The organism is Nostoc sp. JL33, from assembly GCF_017114985.1.
GTDB lineage: Bacteria > Cyanobacteriota > Cyanobacteriia > Cyanobacteriales > Nostocaceae > Nostoc.
The window spans coordinates 42,620-69,283 of the sequence record NZ_JABXKP010000038.1; the positions used below are offsets into that span (position 1 = coordinate 42,620).

Sequence of the window (26,664 nt, forward strand, 5' to 3'; positions counted from 1 at the left end):
TCAATAATAATTAATGGCTTTTGGCTAATGACTGGCTAATAAATATTCCAGAGAGATTACCTATGATTTTTGATTCCCGTTCCTACAAAACCCTTGGTGGTGTAAACGTTTCTCGCTCCATCACAGAAGTGAAGATGGACACCGCCCTGGAAGAAATACTTTTCTATCTAAATTCTCAGCGTGGAGGTTTGCTAAGAAGCAGCTACGAATATCCAGGGAGATACAAAAGATGGGCGATCGGATTTGTAAATCCACCGCTAGAATTGAGTACACAGGAAAATGCTTTCACATTGATAGCGTTGAATGAACGCGGACAAGTACTTTTACCATTACTCTTAGAGCGGTTATCTAAATCAAAACAACTTGAAAAAGTTACCCAAGAGAATAACCATATTGTAGGGTTTGTTAAACCTACAAAAAACCTATTTGCTGAAGAAGAACGTAGTAAACAACCTTCAGCATTTACTATTGTCCGCGAAATCTTATATACTTTTTCTAGTCAAGAAGACGAGCATTTAGGATTGTATGGTGCGTTTGGTTATGACTTAGTTTTCCAATTTGAACCAATTACCCAACGCTTAGAACGTCCTACAGATCAGCGAGATTTAGTGCTTTATCTGCCTGATGAATTGATAGTTGTTGACTACTATCAACAACGTGCATTTCGTCTAAAATATGAATTTGAAACAGCGCACGGCAATACAAAGAATCTTCCTCGAACAGGTGAGTCTATAGATTATCGCGGAAAACATCTTCTACAGAATCAAACTGCTGACCATAAAGTAGGCGAGTATGCGAAAAAAGTTGAGGTTGCACTCGATTATTTCCGCCGAGGCGATTTATTTGAAGTTGTTCCTAGTCAAAACTTTTTTGAGGGCTTTGAAGACCAACCTAGCAAATTGTTTGAAACCTTAAAAGAAATCAACCCTAGTCCCTATGGATTTATTTTTAATTTAGGTGGAGAATATCTAATTGGTGCATCTCCAGAAATGTTTGTGCGGGTTGAAGGTAGGCGGGTAGAAACCTGTCCCATTAGTGGGACTATTAGCCGGGGACAAGATGCTCTTGACGATGCGGTGCAAATTCGTCAGTTACTCAACTCACACAAAGATGAAGCTGAGTTGACCATGTGTACTGATGTCGATCGCAATGACAAATCCCGGATTTGCGAACCTGGTTCAGTACGAGTCATTGGTCGTCGCCAAATAGAATTATACAGCCACTTAATTCATACAGTAGATCATGTTGAAGGTACACTGCGATCGCAATTTGATGCTTTAGATGCCTTTCTCTCGCATACATGGGCAGTTACAGTCACCGGCGCACCCAAAAGAGCCGCAATAGATTTTATTGAACAGCATGAAAAGAGCGCTCGACGTTGGTATGGTGGAGCAGTTGGTTATTTAAATTTCAATGGCAATTTAAATACTGGATTAATTCTGCGGACAATTCGATTAAAAGACTGCATCGCCGAAGTGCGAGTTGGTGCTACTGTCCTTTATGACTCCATACCACAAGCAGAAGAACAAGAAACAATTACCAAAGCTGCTGCTTTATTTGAGACGATTCGCCGTGTTAAGCAAACTAGTCAGATTGATCAGTCCAGTTCGATAAAATTAACTAAAATCTTACCTTGTGCAGAAGCTGGCAAACGCGTCTTACTAATAGACTATGAAGACTCATTTGTTCATACCCTAGCCAATTACATTCGCCAAACTGGTGCAAGTGTCACCACACTACGTCATGGTTTTTCAGAATCGCTATTCGATACAGAACGCCCTGACTTAGTTGTTTTATCTCCTGGCCCTGGTAGACCAAGTGATTTTGGTGTTCCCCAGACAGTCGGCGCCCTTCTTCATCGCCAAATTCCTATTTTCGGAGTTTGTCTGGGACTGCAAGGCATTGTTGAAGCTTTTGATGGAGAATTGGGAGTTCTCAACTATCCCCAACATGGTAAATCCTCACGGATTTTCGTCACCGATTCTAATTCTGTTACCTTCAAAAACTTAGCACAATCTTTTATGGTGGGTAGATATCACTCATTGTTTGCCCTACCGCAACGTTTGCCAAAAGAACTGAAGGTGACAGCGATTTCTGATGACGACGTAATTATGGGTATTGAACATCAGACACTTCCCATCGCCGCCGTTCAGTTTCATCCAGAATCAATCATGACTTTAGCGGGAGAAGTCGGTTTGGAAATTATTAAAAATGTGGTGTCTGCATATACGCAAACCAAAGAGTCATTAGGCATTGGTCATAGGGCATGATATCATGTCCGCCAAATTAAGAACCCCACCCCCAACCCCTCCCCGCAGGCGGGGAGGGGAGCTAAAGCGCAGCTTTGGCGGGGTGGGGTTCCGGGCCGAGTATTATGCTTAATTGCCCGGACATCGTATAAGTTATTCTCCTTGTCTCTCCACTCCCTCTAGCAGTTTATGATTAACCAAGTTGTCACTTCCCGCCATATTCTCGAAGAAATTGTGTTGCATAAAAAGAAAGAAGTCGCACAAATGCAGCAAGAATTGCCTTTAGCCTCCTTGCAAAAACAGTTAAATGCAGCCCCGAATGTGCGAAATTTCTTGAATGCTTTGCAAGAAAATCCCAACCAACCTAGCTTAATTGCCGAGGTAAAAAAAGCATCACCTAGTCGTGGGATTATCCGCGCAGATTTTGACCCAATAGCTGTTGCTCAAGCTTATGAACGAGGTGGTGCAGCTTGTTTATCAGTCCTGACTGACCAAAAGTTTTTTCAGGGCAGTTTTGATAATCTGCGGGCTGTGCGATTACAAGTAGCATTACCCCTACTGTGTAAGGAGTTCATCATTAACCGCTATCAAATTTATTTAGCACGGACAGCAGGTGCAGATGCAGTCTTGTTGATTGCTGCGATTTTATCAGATCAAGAACTCCAAGATTTTTTGCGACTGATTCACGATTTGGGCATGAATGCACTGGTAGAAGTTCATACCTTGGCTGAACTAGATCGAGTGCTAAAGCTTGACGACTTACATTTAGTAGGAATCAACAATCGCAATTTAGAAGATTTTACCCTTGATTTAGGAACAACACAGCAACTTTTAGCACAGCGTCAACAACAATTACAAAGTTTAGATATCACCGTCGTCAGTGAGTCTGGACTGTTTACACCTGCTGATTTATCTCTTGTAGCTGAAGCTGGTGCGCGTGCAGTTTTGATCGGAGAGTCTTTAGTTAAACAAAGCGATGTAGAACAAGCTGTGCGTAGTCTTTTAAAGCTCTGATACTCATTAACGGAGCTAAAAGACTCGTTAACGGAGCTAAAAGACTCGTTAACGGAGTTCCAAATAAAAAAATATCCAATTATTTATTGTGGGGTGGGCATCTTGCCCGCCCAATAACCAAAGGCGGGCAAGATGCCCACCCCACAAGAGTTAGGTTTAATTGGGTTATGCAATTTAGATGTTTTTCAGCTTATTAACCAATTATTAACTATTTTTCGGCATGACTTCTATCTCCACTTCCTTTCAAACTTTACGCGATCGCCAACAGTGTGCTTTAATTCCTTTTATCACAGCAGGCGATCCTAACTTAGAAACCACTGCCGAAGCTTTACGCATCTTAGATCGCAACGGCGCTGACTTCATCGAGTTGGGCGTTCCCTACTCCGATCCTCTAGCAGATGGGCCTGTGATTCAAGCAGCAGCAACCCGCGCTTTGCAAAAAGGCACTAAATTAGAGCAAGTGCTAGAGATGTTACAAACGGTGAGTCCGAGCTTAAAAGCGCCGATAATTCTATTTACTTACTACAATCCCATTTTGCACCGGGGTATTAAACCATTTTTGGGAGAAATTGCTGCTGCTGGGGTGCGAGGGCTGGTAGTGCCAGACTTACCCTTAGAAGAGGCAGGAGAATTAATCCAAACCGCCGCATCTTTCGGAATTGAGGTAATTTTACTCGTAGCTCCCACCAGTTCTAAAGATAGGATTGAAGCGATCGCACGTCAATCTCAGGGTTTTATCTACCTTGTTAGTGTGACTGGAGTTACAGGTATCCGCTCTCAACTCCAAAACCGCGTAAAACATTTAATTACAGATTTGCGAAGCGTCACCGATAAACCCATTGGCGTTGGTTTTGGCATCTCAGATTCAGAACAAGCACATCAGGTAAAAGAATGGGGTGCAGATGCAGTGATTGTTGGTAGTGCCTTTGTTAAACGATTAGCTGAAAGTAGCCCAACAGAAGGACTGCAAGCAGTAGAAAAACTCTGTCAAGAACTTAAAACAGCGATTACAGAAACTCGGCGCGAAAGTCCATCTCTTCAAGAAGTGAGATAAATTCACCCCCCAACTTAGGGAGTTCTGAATTCTGACTCCTAAATTCTGACTCCTAAATTCTGACTTCTTCATTTCTCTCTCTTCCTCCTTTCTCCGTGCCCTCTGCGCCTCTGTGGTTCGTTTTCTTGGATAATTTATTTCTTGCAAATTCCTTAGACAATGAAACTCCTGCTGAAATCCGTCAAAATATTAATTTATAGCGTACTTCTAGTTAGCGCCTGCGCCCTTACAGTCTTTGCTCATAATCCCGTTGACCACGGACAATACAAATACCATTGGGATTACAATTTTCTAGGACAACAGGCTCACCTAGCTGTAAGAAAGAACGTAACTGACCTGACACCAGCAGAAAAAACAGCCTTTGTCAAGGCTATAAAAACCTTAAAAACGACAATTCCCGTAGGTAGCAAGCTTAGTATTTACGACCAATTCGTTGCCATACATCTAGGGGCAACACGCTTGATTCATAATCATAAAGGGCATTCCGATAGTTCCGTCCAAGAACTTGCTCATGAAAATGCCGCCTTTTTCCCTTGGCATCGAGAATATATCCGCAGATTTGAACAAGCTCTGCAAGCAGTAGACCCAACTGTTAGTCTCCCATACTGGGATTGGACTGACCCTAAAGCACTTGATGTGATTTTTAACGATGACTTTCTTGGCTCTAACGGCCAAGGAGTAACCATCAAAATTCCAAATCAGGGAAATTTTACAGGCGGCCCTGTGCCTGGGGCTTTTGCTGCTGCAAATGGCTGGGTTATGAATCCAGTATTAAACATTGACCCAGATACCAACACATCATTAGGTACATCACTTGTCCGGTTTCTACGACTACCTCCTGCCAGTGATTACCCTGTGCCCAAAAAAGATATTGAGCGTGCCCTTGCTCTTAATAACTATTCTCTATTTCGCCCTGCTTTGGAAGGATTTATCTCTGTAGATGAGCAGGGTAAAGTTACCCCAGGAGGATTCATACACAACTACATTCATGGTTTAGTCGGTGGGGTACAAATAGACGCGAGTACGACACCCATAAAGTTTAAGCCTTTAGGTACTATGAGCAATATCCCAAGTTCGCCCTATGACCCAGTATTTTGGTTGCATCATGCGAACGCAGACCGCCTCTGGGCCCAATGGCAAGAAAACGGTCATAAAGGTAGCGATTTTTATCCTCCCGATGGTCATAGTCAGCCTTATGGACACAATCTTAAAGACCTAATGTGGCCTTGGGATGGCGGGATGTCTACCCCTAAAGCTACGGGCTTAGGAGATTTACTATCCCTATTACCAAATTTTGACTCTGACGATTTGGTGCGCCCTCTAGACGTTTTGAATCACAGGAAACTAGGTTATACCTACGAAACCTCTGAAAAGAAAACGCGAAGAGAATTTTATCTGTGGAATAAGTTCTAAAAACTTAGAACAAAAGTAAAAAATACTTGAACGTAAAAGGATTTTAACCAATGGTAAGTATACAAGACATCAACACTACGATTTCGGCTGCAACTGTCCAACCAGATTCTTTGGGCAGGTTTGGAAAATTCGGCGGTAAATACGTTCCCGAAACCTTAATGCCTGCATTAAGTGAGTTGGAAGCGGCGTTTCATCAATATCGCAACGAGCCAAGTTTCCAAGCGGAACTGCAAAACTTACTGCGTGACTATGTGGGACGACCCAGCCCATTATATTTTGCTGAACGCCTGACAACAAACTACGCTAGACCAGATGGCACGGGAGCGCAAATCTACTTAAAGCGTGAGGATTTAAATCATACAGGCGCTCACAAAATCAATAATGCTTTAGCTCAGGTGCTGCTAGCTAAACGCATGGGTAAGCAACGGGTTATTGCAGAGACAGGCGCAGGCCAACACGGCGTAGCGACTGCAACTGTATGTGCGCGGTTTGGTTTGAAATGTGTGATTTACATGGGCGTTCATGATATGGAACGCCAAGCCCTCAACGTGTTTCGCATGAAGTTAATGGGGGCAGAAGTTCGCCCAGTGTCAGCAGGTACGGGAACTCTCAAGGATGCAACTTCGGAAGCAATTCGGGATTGGGTGACGAATGTGGAAACAACTCATTACATCCTCGGTTCCGTTGCCGGGCCTCATCCCTACCCGATGATTGTGCGTGATTTCCACACTGTAATTGGTGTAGAAACTCGCGCTCAGTCTCAGGAGAAATGGGGAGGATTACCAGATATTTTACTGGCTTGCGTGGGTGGAGGTTCCAATGCGATCGGCTTGTTCTATGAGTTTGTGGATGAACCTTCAGTTCGCCTAATCGGAGTAGAGGCGGCGGGTGAAGGTGTAAATACAGAAAAGCACGCTGCTACCTTGACAAAAGGAAAAATAGGTGTATTGCACGGCGCGATGAGCTATTTATTGCAAGATGATGATGGTCAAGTCATCGAAGCCCATTCAATTAGTGCCGGACTGGATTATCCCGGCGTTGGCCCTGAGCATAGTTATTTAAAGGATCTTGGTCGCGCCGAATATTACAGTGTTACCGATAAACAGGCGTTAGAAGCGTTTCAGAGGCTTTCGCAACTAGAAGGAATTATTCCCGCCTTAGAAACTGCTCATGCGATCGCATATCTCGAAACCCTTTGTCCTCAGTTAGAAGGCAACCCCCGCATCGTGATCAATTGTTCCGGCAGAGGTGACAAAGATGTGCAAACCGTCGCCAAAGTCCTTATTCCTTAATCTTCTCTTCTTGTCGTTTGCTAATGACAAGTGACAAATGACCAATATGATAGCTGTAACTAAAACTCCACCCGATAACATCCCCGTTACTCCTGAGTTCTACAACTGGCCAGTTTTATTGCAACAGTTGCTGAATCGGCAATCGTTGACGGTTTCCCAAGCTGCGGATCTGATGCAGGGTTGGCTCACAGATGCCATTCCCCATGTATTATCAGGAGCGATTTTAGCCGCAATTCAAGCTAAAGGCGTATCTGCACAAGAATTAGTAGGGATGGCTAGCGTCTTACAATCCCAATCCCCACCCCCCGTACAAACGCGATTAATCGCGTCTCCCCTAATTGACACTTGCGGAACTGGTGGAGATGGTGCTTCAACTTTTAATATTTCTACTGCTGTCGCCTTTGTTGCCGCCGCCGCCGGGGTAAAAGTTGCCAAACATGGCAATCGTTCCGCATCTAGCAAGGCTGGTTCTGCTGACGTGTTGGAAGCTTTGGGCATAAATCTCAACGCCACCCCGGAGAAAGTACAAGCCGCAGTGGGCGAGGTCGGAATCACCTTTTTGTTTGCTCCAGGCTGGCATCCTGCACTTAAGGCGATCGCTACTTTGCGAAAAACTTTGAAAGTGCGGACTGTTTTTAATTTGCTCGGCCCGCTAGTAAATCCCATGCGACCGACAGGGCAAATTATTGGTGTGAATGACCCGCTTTTACTAGAGGAGATTGTTCAAGCTTTATCCCAATTGGGATGTCAGCAAGCGATCGCACTCCACGGACGGGAACGTTTAGATGAGGCGGGTTTGGCAGATGTCACTGACTTGGCTGTACTCCAAGATAAAAAAGTGCGTTCTCTAACGCTCAATCCTCAAGAACTTGGTTTGAGTTTTGCACCGACTGCGGCGTTGCACGGTGGAGATGTCGAAGAAAATGCCGAAATCTTGAAGGCAGTTTTACAAGGTAAAGGCACTCAAGCGCAGCAAGATGTAGTTGCTTTAAATACAGCCCTCGCACTCCAAGTTGGTGAAGCCATTGATGGAGAAACTGATGTTTTAGCCGGTTGTGTTAAAGGTATTGCCCTTGCTAAGGAAATTCTGCAAAGCGGCGCTGCTTGGACGAAGTTAGAACAACTTGCTGAATTTTTGCGCTAATTGCTATTAGCCACTAAGTTATAGCGATTCTCGTTTGGATGGACATGCTGTAGGGTCACACATTTGTCATTGGCATCAACTAAGCCTTTAAATACTCTCGTTTCCAGGTTCCACCTGGAAATGCACCTCATTGCGGCTCTGCCGCTAATCAAATTAAGGAGGCAGAGCCTCCCTATGGCATTCCCAGCCTGAGGCTAGGAACGAGGCAATCTCTCAAAGCGGCTTTTAGACTAGGTTTCAGTTTAGGTTAATTACACCCAAAAACAAAAGGAAAAACAGATGATTATCATACTTAAGAGCGGTACACCTGTTGAGGAAATTACTCGGATTAGCCAAGAACTGAGTGACACTTGGGGAGTCACGGTAGAAAAAAGCATTGGCACTCATAAAGTTGTGCTGGGGCTAATTGGTGATACCACTAGCATCGATAAATTACAGGTTCAGGAGTTCAGCCCTTGGATTGAGCAAGTATTACGAGTGCAACAACCTTTCAAGCGGGTTAGCCGAGAATTCCGACATGGAGAAGCCAGCGAGGTTGTTGTACCCACGCCTAACGGTGATGTCTATTTCGGCGAACGTCACCCGATCGTGGTGGTAGCCGGGCCTTGTTCCGTTGAAAATGAAGCGATGATTGTGGAGACAGCAAAGCGGGTGAAGGCAGCAGGAGCACAGTTTCTGCGTGGCGGAGCTTACAAACCTCGCACTTCACCTTATGCCTTTCAAGGTTATGGCGAAAGCGCTTTAGATTTATTAGCCGCAGCGCGGGAAGCTACTGGTTTGGGCATCATCACAGAACTGATGGATGCTGCGGATTTATCAGCAGTGGCGAGAGTCGCTGACGTGATCCAAATCGGAGCGCGAAATATGCATAACTTTTCGCTGCTCAAAAAGGTAGGCGCTCAAGATAAACCTGTGCTGCTGAAGCGGGGGATGTCTGCAACAATTGATGAGTGGCTGATGGCGGCAGAATATATTTTGGCATCAGGAAATCCGAATGTGATTCTTTGTGAGCGGGGAATTAGAACCTTTGATGGTAAATATGCCCGCAATACTTTAGATTTATCGGTGCTTCCGGTGTTGCGATCGCTTACCCATTTACCGATTATGATTGATCCTAGTCACGGTACGGGTAGGTCTGAATATGTTCCATCAATGGCAATGGCTGCGATCGCAGCTGGTACAGATGCCTTGATGATTGAAGTTCACCCCAATCCAGCTAAGGCTTTATCCGATGGCCCCCAATCTCTCACTCCTGATAAATTTGACCGTTTAGTTGAAGAAATGTCAGTTCTGGGCAAAGTAGTCGATCGCTGGTCTACACCTGCATTTGCCTGCATTTGAGCGCATTGGTGAAAGCCACATTCTCCTCACCGAATTTTAGATTTTAAATTTTGGATTTTGGATTCTTGGGCGTTGCCTAAGAAGAGAAGATTCTTGCATCCAAAATTTAAAATTAAATGACTTGCCCCTGACTTGATTGCTCTTTTTAATTCTTCAATTCTTCAATCCAAAATCCTTGCATTGTTTGACACCAGAACTCTCAAGGTAGATAGACCCTCAAACCGATTTTTTGCAAACGGCTAAAACTGATTAACAGATTCTTTCCTTGGAAAAAATCCGTTGATCAGTTTTTCTTACACTACCCCGCCCTGCTGACACTGAGAGCGGGGTTTTTAGCTGGATTTCTCAGTTGTGAAAAATCCGGGCTAGAAGGGTAGTGATTGCAGCGTCTGTAATAGACCTCTTGTAAAAATCCCTAACACCCCAACCCCTCCTCGCTTGCTCTTAGGGGAGACAAAGCGTAGCTTTGGCGGGGTGGGGTTCTTATTTTTTATTTATACAAGAGGTCTAATGAATTTTATTACTTTGGATGTTTTTGGATTAAATAATCTGAATTTTCATACCTTTTCAAACACCCTCTAAAGATTTGACAAATTTATCAAAAGATTATTCATTGCAATATAATTCTTAATTAAAATATAACCTTATTACACACTATTGAGTCAAATGTTCTATCTTCTCCTTTAAAAATATCTAATATTTTGATAGATTTATCAAAACATTTTTCATTGTCCTTAGAAGTGAAATAGCATAAATTAGAGATGTAAGTAGCATTAACTAACAATTGATTATCTTCACTTGATAAGGTAATCAATTAAACTTAGAGCTACTAACTAGTTGTGCTAACAAAAAAACAACATAAAAGTCATAATCAAGACTTAATTTGTCTGTTTTATGTTGCTATGCTAGCAAGATTTTTATTCTAAGAACTAGGAGGATTAGTCCTGATGGCAGATTTAAATAATAGTGGTACCGGGAACTCTTCTAGTGCCGCCGACAAGTTGAGAGATTCACCCTTCGGTCGCTTAAATGAAGTTCTGAGTGATAAAGAACTCTCCAATATATTCAGTGGTACCGGTAATAAAGAAGGTAGCGGTAATCCATTTGGTGCTAGTGGCACTGGCACTGGTAGTGGCACTGGCACTGGTAGTGGTAGTAAGCCTGATTTAGCCTATGGTGGTAATCCTTTCGCCGGTGACAACTTTTGGAATATCTTTGCAGGCGGTGTAAATCCATCCGCAGGCGGTGCTAACCAGGGTACTGGCAAAGACCCTTTGACTGGTGCTGGCAGCCAGGGCAGTAGTATTAGCACAACTAAAATACCAGACGGATTGGGTTTGAGAGTTACTATTGATAACCTAGTTAACTCCAGGCTTAAAGAGGCACAGGGTGGCGGCGGCATCCCCTCATCTGGAAGTGGCGGCATCCCCTCATTTGGAAGTGGCGGCATCCCCTCATTTGGAAGTGGCGGCACCCCGTCATCTGGAAGTGGCGGTATCCCGTCATTTGGTGGTGACGGCATCACATCATTTGGAAGCGGGGGCATCCCATCATCTGGAAGTGGCGGCATCCCCTCATTTGGTGGTGGCAACATCCCCTCATTTGGTGGTGGCGGCATCCCGTCCACTTAGTAGCTAGAATCATTAGAATCTTTGGAACAATAATGAGTCTTTCAGTACATACATACTATGCTAGTTGACTATGTTATGCACTGAAACTCTTTATTAGTAAAAACTTTAGGCGAGATTTTCTGTCAGGTTGACAGTGAAGATGATTAAAGCTTTTATTTAGATAGAAAGATTTTGGGTTCAGCAAATTCATACCTGGCATAACGGGTACTGAAAACCCCAAAATTTTTTAACTAAAAATAGGAGAATTGGTACTAATGGAAGCATCTGCTGTCAATCCGATTAATGGTGAGGTTAACACTTTTAGTGCCACTGGCGATCGCAACCTGTATAGCGGTAGTTCCTTTGCTACCAATGGCAGTTTATATCCTGAAGGCAGCTTGTTGACAGGTGGTAGCAATCTCTTTGCAGGTAACAATCCCATTCCAGGTGGCGGTATCAACGCCTTTGCTGGCGATGGTGGCAGTAAGCTTCAGCAATTAATCTTTGATCGCTTGAAGTTAGTTCTGGGTGAAAATTTTTTCCAGCGCACTGACAACACATTAGCAGGTGGAAATAACCCATTTCTAAACGGTGGCAATCTCATTGCAGGTGGCAGTACCAACCCCTTTGCTGGCAACAGTAATCCTATAGCAGGTGCTGGAAGTCTGCTTCAACAATCGCCTTTCGATCCGTTGAGAGAAGTCCTTGGTAATAATATACCTTTTGGTAACAGTGGCAATACGTCTAATGCTGCTATTAGTAGCCCACCCTTTAATCAGGGCAAGGCACCCGTTGGTAATAGCAACAGGAACTTTGGTAGTAACAACGCAACCATTGGTAATTTTAACTCGGATTATGGCAGCAACAGCGCAACCATTGGCAATGGGAACTGGAACTTTAATCAGGACAACGCAACTATTGGTAATGGCAACTGGCTATTTGCAAGTGATAACACAACCCTTGGTAACGGTAATTGGTATTGGGACAAGGGAAATAATAATGCAACATTAGGTAATGGTAATTGGAACTTCAGGAGTAACAACGCAACCATTGGAAATGGCAATTGGGACTTCGGTAAGAACAACACAATTATTGGTAATGGTAACTGGGTTTTTACAAATGGAAATACAATCATTGGTAATGCCAATTGGCTAGCGGATAGTGACAACATAACCATTGGAAACATCAATAACCCCAGCATTTTAGGGTTATTTCCGCAAGGAATCAAGACTAATGTTAACAATCTGATTGACTCCCTTATAGGTAAAATAGGTCAAGATTTTGTTGGGTTAACAGGAGATTTTGATCTATCAAGTAGCCAGACATTTAACCGACTCATTTCTTCTAAAAGTGCTGGTATTAATGACACTAATTATCTTAAGGATATTGGGCAACTTTTGGCATCACTCAGCAAAATTCAAGGGAATGTGATTAATTATCAGCCTGTGCAAAACCCTCAGCCTGTTCCAGAACCTGCTTCTTCAGTGCCTCTGGTAGTAATGGGACTTGTATGTTTGCTGTTATCAGTCTTCAAAAAACAACAACGCTGTTAAGGTAAATTTAATTCTTAAAAGCTAGTAGAAAAGGTTTTAGAGGATGGCTCGTACTTGTCGTGGATTGCTCCAGACCGCAAATCCAAAAACACTAAATTTCACCATATTGCATCTAGGGCTATTTCATTCTATACATAAACCGCCCAGAACTAAAGTTCTAGGCTATACGGCAGTGAAACCCAACATGAACAAAGATCAATGTTGGGTTCCCCTGCGGGATCACTTGGCTTTTACCTTTCCGCTTTTGCTGTGATGTCTCTTAACCGAAACGTCCACTGATATAATCCTCAGCTTCTTTGGTTTGAGGAGAACTGAACATTTTAGCTGTAGGATTAAACTCTACTAATTTTCCGCGACGTTTGCCATGCTCGTCAATTTCTGTATTGAAGAAAGCCGTGAAATCTGCGACTCTGGAAGCTTGCTGCATATTGTGAGTCACCATGATGATGGTGTATTGTTGCTTGAGTTCCAAACAGAGTTCTTCTACTTGGCGGCTAGAAATTGGGTCAAGAGCAGAACATGGTTCATCCATCAATAATACATCTGGCTTCATCGCGATCGCTCTTGCTATGCAAAGCCGTTGTTGTTGTCCGCCAGATAATGCAGTACCCTTCTCTTTAAGTTTATCCTTGACTTCATCCCAGATAGCAGCGCGTCTGAGGGAATCTTCCACCAATTCATCAATGTTACCTTTGTAACCGTTAGCACGCGGGCCAAAGGAAATGTTTTCGTATATTGACTTAGGGAAAGGATTCGGTCTTTGAAAAACCATTCCGACTTGGCGGCGTAATTTTACAGAATTGATCTTAGGATCGTAAATGTTGCGATCGCGGTAATTAAGTCTACCCTCAACCTTAGCACCAGGGATTAAATCATTCATCCGGTTGAAGCAACGCAGTAACGTACTTTTACCACATCCTGAAGGCCCAATAAAAGCAATAATTTGTTTATCAGGAATCTTTAGGTAGACATCCAAAAGTGCCAGAAATCCCCCATAGTAGACCTTCACACCTTCAACATTAAATACGCCCTTGTCTTGGTCTATTGTGGCACTATCTGATTGACTTATACTATTGCTATGAGTCATTTTGCGTATCTCCTAATCTCCGTGAATATATCCAATTAGATATTTAATTACCTAAGTTATTGAGAAGCGCTGGCGAATATAAATTGCTACACCATTTAAAACTAAAATCAACACTAACAACGCAATAATTGTCGCTGCTGCTGCACTAGCAAAACCCGGTTCAGGACGAGTAATGTAACTGTAAATTTGAATGGGTAATGCCATAAATCTCTGAAACAAACCAGGGTTAAAGGTGAGAAAACCCACAGCACCGACAACAATTAGAGAGGCTGCATCACCAATAGCGCGGGATACAGAGATAATCACCCCCGTCAAAATACCAGGAACAGCATAGGGTATGACATGATTGCTGATAGTTCGCCATTTTGTGACACCTAATCCGTAAGAAGCATTTCTCAGGGAATCTGGCACAGCCCGAATTGCTTCTCTAGCCGTCACAATAATTACTGGTAAAGACAACAAAGATAAAGTAAATGCACCGGAAATTAAAGCGGGGCCAAATCCAAGCAAATAATTGAAAACTCCTAAACCTAGCAATCCATAGACAATAGAAGGTACTCCCGCCAAATTACTGATATTAATCTCAATAATCGCTGTCCACCAGGCTTTAGGTGCATACTCTTCTAGATATAAAGCTGCTCCGACACCAATTGGGACAGTCACTAAAATTACAACAGCCCCTAAAAGAATACTGCTAATAATTGCAGGACGAATACCACCTTGGTCAGGAAAACGAGAAGGAGTTTCCGTCAGAAAGCCGGGTGACAAAAATCTGCCTAATCCGTCTCGAAAAATATCAAAAAGTAGCAACGCTAGGATAAATAAACCAATCAGCAATCCTAACAAAAAAAGTCCTTCAAATACTTTCCCTAATGTCTCCCTACTCTCAACATTATCGTTAAATTCTGCCGCAGAATCTAGAGAATCATCTTGTTGATAACTTGTAGCCATATCTATTTAGTCGTATTTTTCTTTAAAGCGATTAGCAATCCAGTAACTAACAATATTCAAAATTAGGGTAAGTAGAAACAGAACAGCGCCTACAGCATATAATGTCTTGAAATTCAGACTACCGCGTGGACTATCTCCACCAGAAATTTGTGCCATGTAAGCTGTCATTGTTTCTACTGATTCCGCAAAATTAACAGTTAGTCTTGGTTGTTGTCCGGCGGCAATCAGGACAGTCATTGTTTCACCCACAGCGCGAGAAATACCCAATATAATTGAAGCGATGATTCCCGAAAGCGCGGCTGGTAGAACTACTTTAAAAATGGTTTCCAGTTTAGTGATACCTAAAGCATAAGATCCTTCTCGCAAAGAGCGTGGAACTGCTCGAATAGCATCTAAGCTGATAGAACCAACAGTAGGAGTAATCATTACCCCCATCATTAACCCCGCACTCAAAGCGTTGAATATTTCCAGAGGCAGAAAATTCCGCAGCAATGGTGTAAGGAACAACAGCGCAAAGTAACCATATACTACTGTAGGTATTCCCGCTAAAAGTTCTACTGCTGGACGTAAAATTGCTGCTACTTTGGGTTGGGCATACTCACTTAAATAAATCGCAGAAGATAAACCTAAAGGAATAGCAACTGCCATTGCAATAGCTGTAGTTAAGAAAGTGCCATTAATCAATGGCCAAACACCAAAATGTCTATTGGCAAATAAAGGCGTCCATTTAGTATCAAGAAAGAATTGGGCAAAGGAAACTTCTTGGAAAAAACCGAATGTCTCCTGAAAGATAATTACGACAATACCAAAGGTAGTCAAAACAGAGACTAAAGCACAAGCAAATAAAATTACCGCAACAATCTTTTCAGATATATCTTCAGATGCATTTTTATCCAGTGACTGCCTGGATAGTAAATAAGGAGCGTCTTGAGAATTGGTATCTTGCATAAACAATTAACTTATCACTAAAATTAGACTACAATGCCTGAGACTTAATTTAAATAAAGTTTGTGATCGGTTCACCTGGTTTTGCTTTTTTAAATTTTGTCCCAGTTTCACCAGTAGCAAATTTTTGTTTGACTTTGATGTAAGCTTCATCAGGTAATGCTACATAACCAACACTATCTACCCACTTCCAAGAATTTTCTAGATAAAAATCTACAAATTCTTTTACTGCTGGCTTAGTATCTAAAGATTTTTTACTGACATAGATGAATAGAGGACGAGACAAAGGTGTATAGATATTTTTAATTACATTATCCACTGGAACTGGTTTTTCACACTTTCCTTCAAGGCTTTCTACAGCAACTAGATTCAGTTTATCTTGATTTTGAATGTAGTAAGATATCCCAACATAACCCAAAGCTGATACATCACCTGATACTCCTTGTACGAGAAGGTTTTGATTCTGAGTGGCAGTGTAGTCTGTACGGCCATTCTTGGCTTTACCAGTCACAGCTTGAGTCATATAATCGAATGTTCCCGTATCAGAAGATGGAGCATACAGCTTCAGCTTTTGGTTAGGAAACTTGGGATTAACTTGATTCCATGCCAATATTTTGCCGTCTGCTTTCCCGCCCCAAATCGTACCCAGTTCCTTAATAGTTAGACATTTGGCAAAGTTATTTTGACGGTTGGCAATCACGGCGATGCCATCTAAAGCTATAGGCAACTCGACAAATTCAATATTTTTACTTTTACATTTTTTGATTTCTTCATCTCTAATCGTGCGAGAAGCACCAGCTATATCAAGATCGCCATTACAAAATTTACTGAAACCCCCACCAGTACCACTTGAGGCAACGCTTACTTTCGCTTCAGGTTTGACTTTACCGTATTCTTCTGCAACTGCTAAAGAAATAGGAAAACCTACAGCTGCACCATCAATGCTCACCTGGCTTTTCTTTTCCTCATTACTGCTACAAGCAGTGATACTGCTGGCAATAATCATTAAAAATGTCAGGAAAATACTATCCTTATATCTGCTACGAAAGCTCATAAATTATCAATTGAGATAAAGTTACTGTGAATTGCTTATGTTTGGCTATCTGCAAGTAGAGAATGCTGTATTAAAAAATAGATATCATGCTTTGTTTGCAGCTTGAACTTTGTCAAAAATTGCCCCATCTGCAAAAAACTTTTTCTGGATAATATCCCAACCACCTAAATCTTGAGATGTGAATAAAGTTTGAATTGGGGGATGTTGTGATGCTACTTCTTGGGTAACAGTGGGGTTAACAGGACGATATTGCAATTTTGCAAATTCCCGTTGAGCTTCTGTCGAGTAAAGAAAATCAACAAATGCTTGTGCAACTTCTCTTGTACCGTGCTTATCAACGTTTTTATCAACTACTGCTACAGGATTATCAATGGAAATATTGACTTGGGGTACAACATAAGGCAACTTCGTCCCATTTTTACCCGCCAAAATCACCTCATTTTCGTAGTTGATTAACACATCTCCCTGACCTTTTTGGAAGAATAAATCGCTAGCTTCACGGGCATTTTTTGTCAGAATAGGAGTATTTTTATAAACTTTGGTGACATAATCTAATGCTGTGGCATCGTTACCTCCGGTTAGACTCACCGAACCCCAAAAAGCCAAGAATTCCCAGATAGCAATACCAGAAGTTTTTGGGTTAGCCGCAACCACTTTCACGCCATCTTTTGCCAAGTCTGCCCAGGTCTGAATGCCTTTCGGATTGCCTTCGCGCGTTACGATCGCAGCAACCGATCTACTCACAATACCACTTCTCGGTGATTTTATTTCCCAACCTGATTTAATTAAACCTGCTTGCTGAATTTTGTTGACATCCAGGGGAAGTGCCAAATGTACTATATCTGCTTCTTGCGAACCTGCAATAACAGCAGCCGTTTGAGCACCAGAACCTCCATAGCTTTGCTCAAATGTAACGTTTTGGTTGTGTCCTTGCTTCCACATTTGGACAAATTTGGGGATTATCTGGTCATGAGCGGCTTTGGTGACAGAGAAAGAAACTAGTTTGAGATTAACATCATTTTTGCTAGCTGAAGTCTTTCCAGAGCAGGAGGCAACTGCTACACTCAAAAAAGTACCTATGAGAAACAGACTCACAAAACTTTGGAGAGTGTGTCTATTCAACCAACTCTTAATTGTGTGTTGATACGAGAGTTGTATAGTTTGCAAAGCTTTCATGACATAAGCCTGCATTTTCTCACTTAGTAATTTACCCAATTGTGTCAGTTGTTGCGACTTGCTCATCAGAATCACCCCTAAATCTACGGTATTTCTAGACGGATACCGTAATTATAAGGATTATAGGATATATAGAATAATATTTATCATCTGGGTTAAATTTTTTTTACCTAGTGAGCAGTTGCTCGTCGAAAGTAGCAAATAAATCTGAATTTCTCAAGGCATTTGAAAAATACGGCTTTTTTATACTGTAAAGCGAAAAAATTCCGTAACATCAATACATATAGTTGCCAAAAAATATGTGATGAGTAATACGAAATAGTCAACTTAACGTTAAAAGGGCGATTAGAAACTGCACGCCAGTCGCCTCTCACGAGAGGGAGAAGTGGAGAACGGGGGAAATAGGCACAGCGCTGGCTGGTCTAGACGAGGCAATATCTTAGCCCACGGAGGTTTAGCTCGTGTTTGTATAGCCGCAAATTATATTGCCCTAGCTCTAAGTTGACACGTATGAGCTTTTTCTGTGCCCCTACCGTATATTGCATCCAATCGTATAGGCAATATTGCAACTACTTTACGCTTAAGAAAGAAAATTTCCCATTGACACCGTTTGCTTCCATCTTCAGTTGTGCAACGTAAAACTCTTTCTGAATGACATCACCTACTGGTGTAAAAGCAATTTCACCAAGAGGAGTTTGATACTTTCCTTTGAGTAACTCCTGATTTAATTGTGTACGCAACTGTGGCAGCAGCAATTTGTTAATTTTACTTTTTTTATCCAAAGATCGTAAAGCTTCTATATATACTTGTAAGGCAGTAAAAGCTTGAGCGCTTACTTGGGGTGGTTCTCTACGATATTGTTCAACGTAGGCTTTACGAAATGCAGTGTTAATTTTACTGGGATATACAGGACTGTAAGCTTGAGCAATAATCACGCCATCACAAAACGCTCTGCACACAGAAAATATATGAGATGTGTTAAAACCATTGCCACCAATAATTATTCCTTTATAACCAAGTTCGCGTAGTTGTTTAACTAAATTACCTCCATCTACAGCTAACCCGGATATAATCACTAAGTCTGGTTTTAAATTAATCGCACCGCTAGCTTGAGCTTGAAAGTCGGTATCTGTAGTTTGAAACTTTTGTACTGTTACCAAATTCAATCCTAAATCTTTAACTGTCTTCTGAAAAATTTCTGTTTCCGACTTATTAAAAGCATCATTTTGAGCATAGAATACAGCTACTCTTTTGATTTGAGAATTTTGCTTGAGTGCAGCTTTCACCGAATAAGGAGCGACGATAGCAACAGATGAAGAAACACGAGCAACATAATCACCGATTTCGGGAATCCCTTTAGCAGTATTTGATGCTGCAATAACTGGAACTTGATTGTGTTCTGCTATGGGGTCAGCGCTAAAAGCTTGTTGTGACAGGGTAGGGCCAACAATCGCAACAACTTTATCTTTATTAATTAAAGTTTGAAAGGCATTAATAGCTCCAACTTCATCGCCGCCAGTATCTTGATATACTAATTTAATTGGTCTACCATTAATACCACCTTGATCATTAAAATACTTTTCGGCAATTTTTACTCCATCAGTTCCCTCTTGACCAAGTAATGCTACATTGCTTGTTTGAGCAAAAGCGATACCGATAGGAATAGCATTAACTGCACTTTTTGCTGTTCGATTATTTGCAGAATTTGCGCCAGTACTGCCACTTTGACTACAGCCTGTTAGGAGGATAGAGCATATAAATAATAATGCCGTTTGATGAGCGATACCAACAAAGAGCCTAAGGGCGATCGCATTTTTCATAGATGCATGAGTATTATGTTTATTATGATAATACTGGCTATGTAGGCAAAGCCCACTGTCGGCATCACATTTTGTAAAAGATAGTCAATAGCCTGTTGTCTAGCCCTGTAGACCTATAGCGGTGAGGCTACTTGGAAAAAATTACTAATAATCTGACTACTTGTATCTTGATGAGACGTATCTTTAATCAGCTTAGTAGCAATACAAGCCGATACAATAATATTTAGTGTGAGACATTTGGGAGAAGAAGTTTTGGCGACTATTACCGATATCGGTACACTAATCACAAGAAACCCTAAACTGCGCGGGGGTCGTCCTATTATTGCGGGGACAGGTACATCAGTCCGTCGCATAGCCGCTTTATATAAACAAAGTGACAACGCAGAAGAAATTGCAGCTGATCTGGATCATCTAACCTTAGTACAGATTTATGCAGCACTAACCTACTATCACGCGAACCGAGAGGAAATTGACGCTGATTTAGCATCAGAACAAGCAGAGTATGAACGGTTAGCAGCACTACATGCAAAGAAAGCTCAGATTCAATAATGAGCAATATTCGTTTGTACCTAGATGAGGATGCAAGGAGTCATAAGCTTTATTCAGCTTTACGCGCTCGTAGTGTAGATGTGATTACTGTTGCGGAAGCGGGAATCCTATCTCGGAGTGACGAAGAACAACTGAATTGGGCATTAGAGAATCAGCGAGTAATTTACAGCTTTAATCTTAAGGATTTTTATCAGTTGCATACAACTTTGTTGGAACGTGGAGAGTTTCATGCAGGAATTATTTTGGCACAGCAAGGTTACTCCGTAGGCGAACAAATGCGCCGCTTGCTAAAGTTAATTGCGGCTAAAGCAGCAGAGAATATGTAGAATCAAGTGGAATTTTTGAGTAGTTGGGGTGATTCGTAAGATTGTCCAAGTGCGATCGCACTTTATTATCTCGCTTAGTTGTTTAAATGTAGACTACTTGTGTTTGTAATACATTTAATAGTGCTGAGGAGTAAATTTGACGCTAAGGTGCAAAGATACTAAGAGAAAGTTTGTGTCTAGCAGTGTCTGGAAACAAGATTTAAAATAAAAGCCTTATTATCTCGTTACAATCGACATGTGCATTAGGCATTCAAGAGTTATCAGCCATGAAATTGATTTCCGATCCACCGATTCCTGTAAAAATTCAAAAGATGAAGGAACGGGTGCGGTGGATGCATCCAAGTTTTGTGCAACGGGGAATTGACCAAACCAGCATGGTGATTGACGATCGCAGGCAAGATAGTCCAGAATTTTCGTTTATGGTTATCGGTGATTCCGGCACCAAATCCCATTCTCGACACCACCCCCAACGAAAAGTTGCTGAACTAATGCTTGCTCACCAAGATGATTGCAGTTTTGTGTTGCACACAGGCGATGTAATTTATGTGGTGGGTTCCCAAGAGTATTACTCGGCAAACTTTATTGAGCCTTACCGGGAATTTCTTGTTGGTGGGAACAACCCCAAAGGCATTCCCTACGATCGCATGGTGTTTAATCTGCCATTCTTGTCAGTACTTGGTAATCATGATTACTACGATGTGCCGTTAATCTACCGTTGGCTGGCTGGAACTACGTTACCACTGCGTCGCTTGTTGCGCTACAAAGATATCGAAATTGGCTGGCATGGATCGTATCAAGGTGATGCCTATGCACGGGCGTTTTTGGACTATACAGGGGCAATGTCTACCCCAGAATTAGAACGTCATTTAGATCAACACTACACTGCTAAGACTGACACAGGTCGCTGTTTGCGTTACGAACCTGGACATTTTACCCGTTTACCGAATCGTTATTACACTTTCCGTTACGGCGGTATTGACTTTTTCGCTTTAGATTCCAACACCTTTAATACACCGTCGCCTTTACCTGCAACTCAAGAGGGGGAAATTTACCGCCGGGAATTGCAAAAGCGTCGTCAGGAAATAGATCAAGAAGAATTGCAGATTTTGGGAATATGCGATCGCCTCAACCCAGATAAACCCACCGACGCGGAACAACTTGATGACCTTAGTGCCAAATTAGACCAAATAAACGAGATCAAAATCGATATTGAAAAACAATTGGCATCTCATAAAATGCCTGCGATCGACTTTGAACAACTTGAATGGTTGCGAAGCAGACTAATTGAATCTTGGAACACCTCCGAGGTGCGCGGACGTGTAATCTTTTTCCACCATCCACCCTACGTCACAGAAGCTACTAAGTGGGATCAGGCGCAAACTTTGGCGGTTCGCCACCGCTTGCGCTGGGTGTTTGAACAAGTGGCACAAAATCTTCGTTCTCTAATTAAAGAACGTCCCATAGTGGATTTGATTTTAAATGGCCACGCTCACTGTTTCGAGCATCTTTGCACAACTGATACCGGATTTGCTGACTCTCACATTAACTGCATTATCTCTGGTGGTAGTGGTCATCGTCCCCGCTATCAACGGCAAGGGCGGACTGAATTGATGGAGACTTTTAGGGAAATTGCAGGTAAACCGATTCGGAAAGTTGCGGATTCAATGCTTTTTGTGGGTCGTCATGACTACAATTCTCAGAACCGACTGCCTTACTCATGTGTACGGATTGATGTTCTGGATGGTAGCCCACCCAAGTTTATCATCAGACCACTGATCGCTGAACGGGTTGAAGATGAATGGTATAACCGCGAACTTGAACCATTTGTGATATAAACAGGATGCGATCGCTGAGTGTCTACTTATAGGACTTACGCAAAATATCTCTCAAACTCCTATTTCCACCGTTCGCGCAGCGTCTCCCCTTCTCCCAAAGGGAGAGGCTAGCGCGTGAGGGAGAGGGGGAGACGCGCAATTTCCAAGTCTCTTAACCGCAAGGGCGCACTGGCTTCTCTGCGCCTGGAGTGGTAGCCTGCGGCAAGCCCTTCGGCTTGGTGCAGTCGCTCATGGGGGAAACCCCCAACTCTTGGAGACGCTCCGCGTTCGCGGAGCGTTCCGTTGGCGCAGCCTCTCGCAGAGAAGGAAAGGCGCTAGCCTCTCCCTTTGGGAGAAGACCGCGCTGCTTCACCGCTCCGCGTCTACGTTATTCCGTAACTCTTGCGTAAGTCCTAACTTCTCTTTCGGCTTCCCTAACTAAGAAAGGTAGGACAAATTTTTCGCACATTTGAAATATGCATCAAATAAGCTGGTACTGCTATTTTTTCCAATGAGTATTAAATAGATTTTTGTCTCAAGTAAGAATTTTGTTACGGAAAATGTAAATTTTATGTAAAGTCGAGAAAACAGATGTCTTTTTAGAGATAATCAAGGCAAAGTTTCTGAGAGGAATTGAATAAAAAGAAATAGGACTGTATATCTTTTTCTGCTCATTCAACTAGAAACTAGCGGAAAAATCATTTTTAAAGTTTCGATGAATGACGGTAATAATAGGAATAATCTAATAATTTTAATGATACAGTTCTTTATTATCAACCTAAGCATTAATTAAGACAACGCCAACAAATTATTTTGATCATAGCCATAAGCTAGAGCGTCTGGCTGTCGAATCTACATGCCCATACAGGCTAAGGGTGTCGCTTTTTGTATGCTTAACTTTTGACGAAAATTCATTAGCGATGAGAAATTAAAAACATTAACAATGTTCTCAAGCTAATACTTCGCGCATAGCAGCCATAAGGCTGAACTTCGGCATACTTAATACTTATTTTCAGGTGATCAAAGTATTATTAAATACGTGCCGTAGTAGATATAGAGGCGTGAATAGATATAACAATGCCAAAAATTGACTGTGTAAAAGGTTATCGTTTATGGGATGCCGATTGAAAGTCTTTCTAAATGAAGAAGAAAAGCTGACTTTAGAAGAGTTAAGAAAAGCCAAAGATGTTCCTCAGCGTACAAAGGATCGTGCTCAAGTTTTACTGCTGAATGCTCGCGGCTTAAAAAATGAGCATATTGCTAAAGGCTTAAACTGGGCAATTTCAACAGTACGTCAAACCCTTCATCGCTGGGAAAAGATGGGTTTAGCAGGTCTGTGGGATGCTCCTGGCCGAGGGGGAAAACCCCGATATTCGGAATCAGACTTGGTTTATCTAGAAAATTGTTTAGCTCAAGAGCCACAGACTTATAACTCAAAACAACTGGCAAAAAAACTGGCATCTGAGCGTCAAGTAAGCTTGAGTGCAGATCGACTAAGACGGGTACTAAAAAAAAGGGGAAGGAGGTTTGGAAGCCCACGCACACAACCCCATAAACAGAATAAACCTCTTGCAAAAATACTTGAACCGCCAGAAACTCAAGTCCCTGACTAATAGCAAAACTCCGTTGAAACGGACTCAAAATACTGTCATTAGTCGGTTTAAACCGACTTGAGCTTATAAAAAAAGGAAATTTATTTCCAGGCGGGTGTTCGACTTTTGCAAGAGGTCTAATAATTAACTGATTGTTGAATAGCTTGTTGAAGAAGAATACATTCGTCAGAATCAAGACGCTCGCTTCTTTACAGGAGTAGGCGGATTCGTTGGCGCAGCCCAAGGTAGAGAACAGGCTGCGCTATCCGCCAGTCCGACTCCAATTCATTCTGAGTTCTGATTTGTGACTCGTGAATTCTGTTTAGATAAAACAAAATCCACCTAAACATTAAAGTGTTTGGTGGATTTATTACTTATTCTTAGTGGATCCGAGCAGAGTCGAACTGCTGTCCAAATTGGGTATTGACCCCCCGCTCATTCACAGGTTTAGCCTTTCTAACCCTCAAGGCGGGAATCGTTCATTATCCCGAACGTAGGATGCTCTGATTTAATCTTAGCTAACAAGCCAACCAGAGAACGCTTGCTAGAGCATCCGTTGGGGTTTGGTCTTCAGTCCTTAACGGAGTCAAACTAAAGACGCTCGAACCTATAAGAGGTGTTTAGGCAGTTGCTAGAACTGGCTGACGAGCAAAGTTAACGATGTTGTTCGCATTTACTTTTTTTTCGAGCCTTTGATTTGCGAGAGGAGACTCACTCTCGACCTGAATCACAGAGCAGCGTTCGCCAACCTGTCGAAACCGTGACGGACCCATGCGCTTCATTCTTCAATTATAATACGCGATTCTTGAAATGTGTTATGAGACAAAAAATTTTGGGAAGTTAGATTCAGGTCTTGTGTGCGATTACTCTTCAATTGCACCTAACATTTTTAAAGAAGCTTTCTCTACGTCTGTTACACCTGTAACACCAGTGATGTCCATACGCTCATACAAGTGATCGGACGTGAGTGATTGCATTCGGCTACAGGTTTACATATCCCAAAGTTGAATTTTCTGATCTTCGCTGCCACTGGGCAGTAACATCCTATTAGCCCATAAAGCTAGAAAAACATTCTGCCCTAAGTAAAGTGACTCAACTATTTAGCCATCTTATCAACCGGAATTTTGCAAGCCTCCTTCTTAAGTTGAAAGTTCAAAAGAGACGAAGGAGAAGACTTGAAGTTTACTGATGCTCCGCAGTCAGATGATGCAACTACAGAAAGGGCGTACAGTCCTACTAGTCCACCAAAAATAATGCTAACAACAAGTGAAGTTTCTTTGAAAGTTGTTCCTAGATTACTTCTGGCTCTTGAGGCAAGAGAAGCCTTTGGCTTCTCAGTCTTTGGCTGTTCATCAGAGTTGGTCTGTTTAGAGTTGGTTTTGTTAGTCATACTGAAAGCGGATATTAGTGACTCCGTATTCAGAGACTCAGAATACAAATGTTCAACCTCAAAATCAACCAGAAAAATTTCAATTGCTTGTTCAGCAATGTTACCAATGAGCGCCAATAACTTCCCAATAATCTAGGGTAATGGTAGGTAGCAGTACGATTTATAAAATCGAGTGTTACAGAATTAAATAAATCTTTTTAAAATAAATACTAAAAATAGCCAATTGCTAATTGTTGGAAGATTAGCAATTGGCTATTTTTTACAACTAACAATTGACAATTCCCTAAGTTAATGCTTCAGCACCACCTACAACCTCAAGAAGTTCTTGGGTAATTGCAGCTTGTCGAGCTTTGTTGTAAGAGAGTGTGAGGTTGTTAATCAGTTCACCGGCATTCTCGCTAGCATTACTCATAGCTGTCATCCGGGCTGCTAGTTCACTAGCTGCCGATTCTTGCAGCGCCCGCAATAACTGGTTACTCAGATACAGGGGCAACAGAGAATCGAGAATTTGCACTGGATCTTGCTCGAAAATCATGTCAGGAGCCAAAGCGCGGACTTGCTTAGTCACTTTCTCCCGTTCGACTTCAAATTTACCGCCACGGGTTGTCAAGCGGAAGATTTCATCATCAGCTGCTTCTAGACCTTGCGGATCGAGGGGCAGCAAGGTTTGCACCACAGGACGGGAGCTAACCAAGGAAAGGAATCTGGTATAAATTAACTCGATGCGCTCTACTTTTTCGGAAAGGAACAAGGAAAGTAGTTGGTCAGCAATCTCATTGGCTTCCGGTGCGGTGGGAATTTGCTCTAAGCCGCTGTAAGTAGCATCAATGGGCTGATCGCGGCGTTGAAAGTACTGTGTAGCTTTGCGTCCGACGATCACAAATTGATAGTCTAAACCTTCTGCCTTGATTTCTTTGGCGCGGTTTTCTGCACGACGGATAACGTTATTATTGTAGCCGCCGCATAGACCGCGATCGCCTGAAATTACCAACAGTCCAACTGACTTAACTTCACGTTTTCTCAGTAGTGGTAGGTTTGCTTCTTCAAATCTTAGACGGCTTTGCAAACCATATAATACTTGTGCCAAGCGATCGGCAAAGGGACGAGTCGCTAGCACTTGTTCTTGCGCCCGACGCACTCTAGCCGCAGCTACGAGGCGCATCGCTTCTGTGATTTTTTTGGTGTTTTTGACCGACTGAATGCGATCGCGTATTGCTTTTAGATTGGCCATTTTCCGATTTTAGATTTTAGATTTTAGATTTTAGATTTGGGGTTTCGGATTTTAGATTT

Annotated in this window: 21 protein-coding genes and 1 other RNA gene; 13 read left to right on the forward strand and 9 right to left on the reverse strand. The window is 42.3% G+C overall.

The window, feature by feature from the left end; translation table 11 throughout:
• The first annotated feature begins 62 nt into the window (after window positions 1-62).
• The 9 genes from HWQ23_RS09095 to HWQ23_RS09135 all read left to right on the forward strand — a co-directional run bounded on the left by HWQ23_RS09095 (window position 63) and on the right by HWQ23_RS09135 (window position 12,670).
• Window positions 63-2,270 (forward strand): anthranilate synthase, encoded by a 2,208-nt coding sequence (locus tag HWQ23_RS09095; RefSeq protein WP_292826691.1) that lies wholly within the window; start codon window positions 63-65, stop codon window positions 2,268-2,270.
• 168 nt (window positions 2,271-2,438) lie between these two features.
• The gene (gene trpC, locus HWQ23_RS09100) at window positions 2,439-3,263 is read left to right on the forward strand and encodes an indole-3-glycerol phosphate synthase TrpC (RefSeq protein WP_292826694.1); all 825 of its coding nucleotides are present in this window, start codon (window positions 2,439-2,441) and stop codon (window positions 3,261-3,263) included.
• A 220-nt stretch (window positions 3,264-3,483) separates the two neighbouring features.
• Window positions 3,484-4,317 carry a tryptophan synthase subunit alpha gene (gene trpA / locus HWQ23_RS09105; RefSeq protein WP_292826696.1) on the forward strand — a complete coding sequence of 278 codons (834 nt, stop codon included), beginning with the start codon at window positions 3,484-3,486 and terminating at the stop codon, window positions 4,315-4,317.
• A gap of 159 nt (window positions 4,318-4,476) precedes the next feature.
• The gene (locus HWQ23_RS09110) at window positions 4,477-5,730 is read left to right on the forward strand and encodes a tyrosinase family protein (protein ID WP_292826699.1); all 1,254 of its coding nucleotides are present in this window, start codon (window positions 4,477-4,479) and stop codon (window positions 5,728-5,730) included.
• A 50-nt stretch (window positions 5,731-5,780) separates the two neighbouring features.
• Window positions 5,781-7,022 carry a tryptophan synthase subunit beta gene (gene trpB / locus HWQ23_RS09115; RefSeq protein ID WP_292826702.1) on the forward strand — a complete coding sequence of 414 codons (1,242 nt, stop codon included), beginning with the start codon at window positions 5,781-5,783 and terminating at the stop codon, window positions 7,020-7,022.
• 46 nt (window positions 7,023-7,068) lie between these two features.
• Window positions 7,069-8,166 (forward strand): anthranilate phosphoribosyltransferase, encoded by a 1,098-nt coding sequence (gene trpD, locus HWQ23_RS09120; protein WP_292827121.1) that lies wholly within the window; start codon window positions 7,069-7,071, stop codon window positions 8,164-8,166.
• Window positions 8,167-8,445: 279 nt separating this feature from the next.
• Window positions 8,446-9,507 carry a 3-deoxy-7-phosphoheptulonate synthase gene (aroF, locus tag HWQ23_RS09125; RefSeq protein ID WP_292826705.1) on the forward strand — a complete coding sequence of 354 codons (1,062 nt, stop codon included), beginning with the start codon at window positions 8,446-8,448 and terminating at the stop codon, window positions 9,505-9,507.
• 947 nt (window positions 9,508-10,454) lie between these two features.
• On the forward strand, window positions 10,455-11,138 hold the full coding sequence (locus HWQ23_RS09130) for a hypothetical protein (protein WP_292826708.1): 684 nt from the start codon (window positions 10,455-10,457) through the stop codon (window positions 11,136-11,138).
• Between the two features lie 254 nt (window positions 11,139-11,392).
• Window positions 11,393-12,670, forward strand: a complete 1,278-nt coding sequence (locus HWQ23_RS09135) for an autotransporter outer membrane beta-barrel domain-containing protein (RefSeq protein WP_292826711.1) — start codon at window positions 11,393-11,395, stop codon at window positions 12,668-12,670.
• Window positions 12,671-12,929: 259 nt separating this feature from the next.
• On the opposite strand, the gene pstB is transcribed toward HWQ23_RS09135, so the two are convergent.
• The 6 genes from pstB to HWQ23_RS09165 form a co-directional block, all read right to left on the reverse strand.
• Complete coding sequence (gene pstB, locus HWQ23_RS09140) at window positions 12,930-13,757, reverse strand: phosphate ABC transporter ATP-binding protein PstB (RefSeq protein WP_292826714.1); 828 nt, start codon at window positions 13,755-13,757, stop codon at window positions 12,930-12,932.
• 51 nt (window positions 13,758-13,808) lie between these two features.
• Window positions 13,809-14,708, reverse strand: coding sequence for a phosphate ABC transporter permease PstA (pstA, locus tag HWQ23_RS09145; protein WP_292826717.1), 900 nt, complete (start codon window positions 14,706-14,708; stop codon window positions 13,809-13,811).
• A 6-nt stretch (window positions 14,709-14,714) separates the two neighbouring features.
• Window positions 14,715-15,656, reverse strand: coding sequence for a phosphate ABC transporter permease subunit PstC (pstC, locus tag HWQ23_RS09150; RefSeq protein ID WP_292826720.1), 942 nt, complete (start codon window positions 15,654-15,656; stop codon window positions 14,715-14,717).
• Window positions 15,657-15,705: 49 nt separating this feature from the next.
• Window positions 15,706-16,707: a PstS family phosphate ABC transporter substrate-binding protein gene (locus HWQ23_RS09155; RefSeq protein ID WP_292826723.1), complete on the reverse strand. Its 1,002-nt coding sequence runs from the start codon at window positions 16,705-16,707 to the stop codon at window positions 15,706-15,708.
• Between the two features lie 84 nt (window positions 16,708-16,791).
• A complete protein-coding gene (locus HWQ23_RS09160) occupies window positions 16,792-17,949 on the reverse strand; it encodes a sulfate ABC transporter substrate-binding protein (RefSeq protein ID WP_292826726.1) in 1,158 nt (385 codons plus the stop codon).
• Between the two features lie 503 nt (window positions 17,950-18,452).
• Window positions 18,453-19,703, reverse strand: a complete 1,251-nt coding sequence (locus HWQ23_RS09165; RefSeq protein ID WP_292826729.1) for an ABC transporter substrate-binding protein — start codon at window positions 19,701-19,703, stop codon at window positions 18,453-18,455.
• Between the two features lie 252 nt (window positions 19,704-19,955).
• On the opposite strand from HWQ23_RS09165, the gene HWQ23_RS09170 reads away from it, so the two are divergent.
• The 4 genes from HWQ23_RS09170 to HWQ23_RS09185 all read left to right on the forward strand — a co-directional run bounded on the left by HWQ23_RS09170 (window position 19,956) and on the right by HWQ23_RS09185 (window position 24,005).
• Window positions 19,956-20,252 (forward strand): DUF433 domain-containing protein, encoded by a 297-nt coding sequence (locus HWQ23_RS09170; protein WP_292827124.1) that lies wholly within the window; start codon window positions 19,956-19,958, stop codon window positions 20,250-20,252.
• Complete coding sequence (locus HWQ23_RS09175) at window positions 20,252-20,578, forward strand: DUF5615 family PIN-like protein (RefSeq protein ID WP_292826732.1); 327 nt, start codon at window positions 20,252-20,254, stop codon at window positions 20,576-20,578. Before HWQ23_RS09170 ends, HWQ23_RS09175 begins: the two co-directional genes overlap by 1 nt.
• A 266-nt stretch (window positions 20,579-20,844) precedes the next feature.
• Window positions 20,845-22,413, forward strand: a complete 1,569-nt coding sequence (locus tag HWQ23_RS09180; protein ID WP_292826735.1) for a metallophosphoesterase family protein — start codon at window positions 20,845-20,847, stop codon at window positions 22,411-22,413.
• 1,103 nt (window positions 22,414-23,516) lie between these two features.
• Entirely contained in the window at window positions 23,517-24,005 is a 489-nt protein-coding gene (locus HWQ23_RS09185) for a helix-turn-helix domain-containing protein (RefSeq protein WP_292826738.1), read from the forward strand.
• Window positions 24,006-24,365: 360 nt separating this feature from the next.
• On the opposite strand, the gene ssrA is transcribed toward HWQ23_RS09185, so the two are convergent.
• From ssrA to HWQ23_RS09200, 3 genes are all read right to left on the reverse strand, one after another.
• Window positions 24,366-24,755: a transfer-messenger RNA gene (gene ssrA / locus HWQ23_RS09190) on the reverse strand.
• Between the two features lie 325 nt (window positions 24,756-25,080).
• On the reverse strand, window positions 25,081-25,374 hold the full coding sequence (locus HWQ23_RS09195) for a hypothetical protein (protein ID WP_292826741.1): 294 nt from the start codon (window positions 25,372-25,374) through the stop codon (window positions 25,081-25,083).
• Window positions 25,375-25,657: 283 nt separating this feature from the next.
• Window positions 25,658-26,605 carry a F0F1 ATP synthase subunit gamma gene (locus HWQ23_RS09200; protein WP_292826743.1) on the reverse strand — a complete coding sequence of 316 codons (948 nt, stop codon included), beginning with the start codon at window positions 26,603-26,605 and terminating at the stop codon, window positions 25,658-25,660.
• Window positions 26,606-26,664 lie beyond the last annotated feature (59 nt).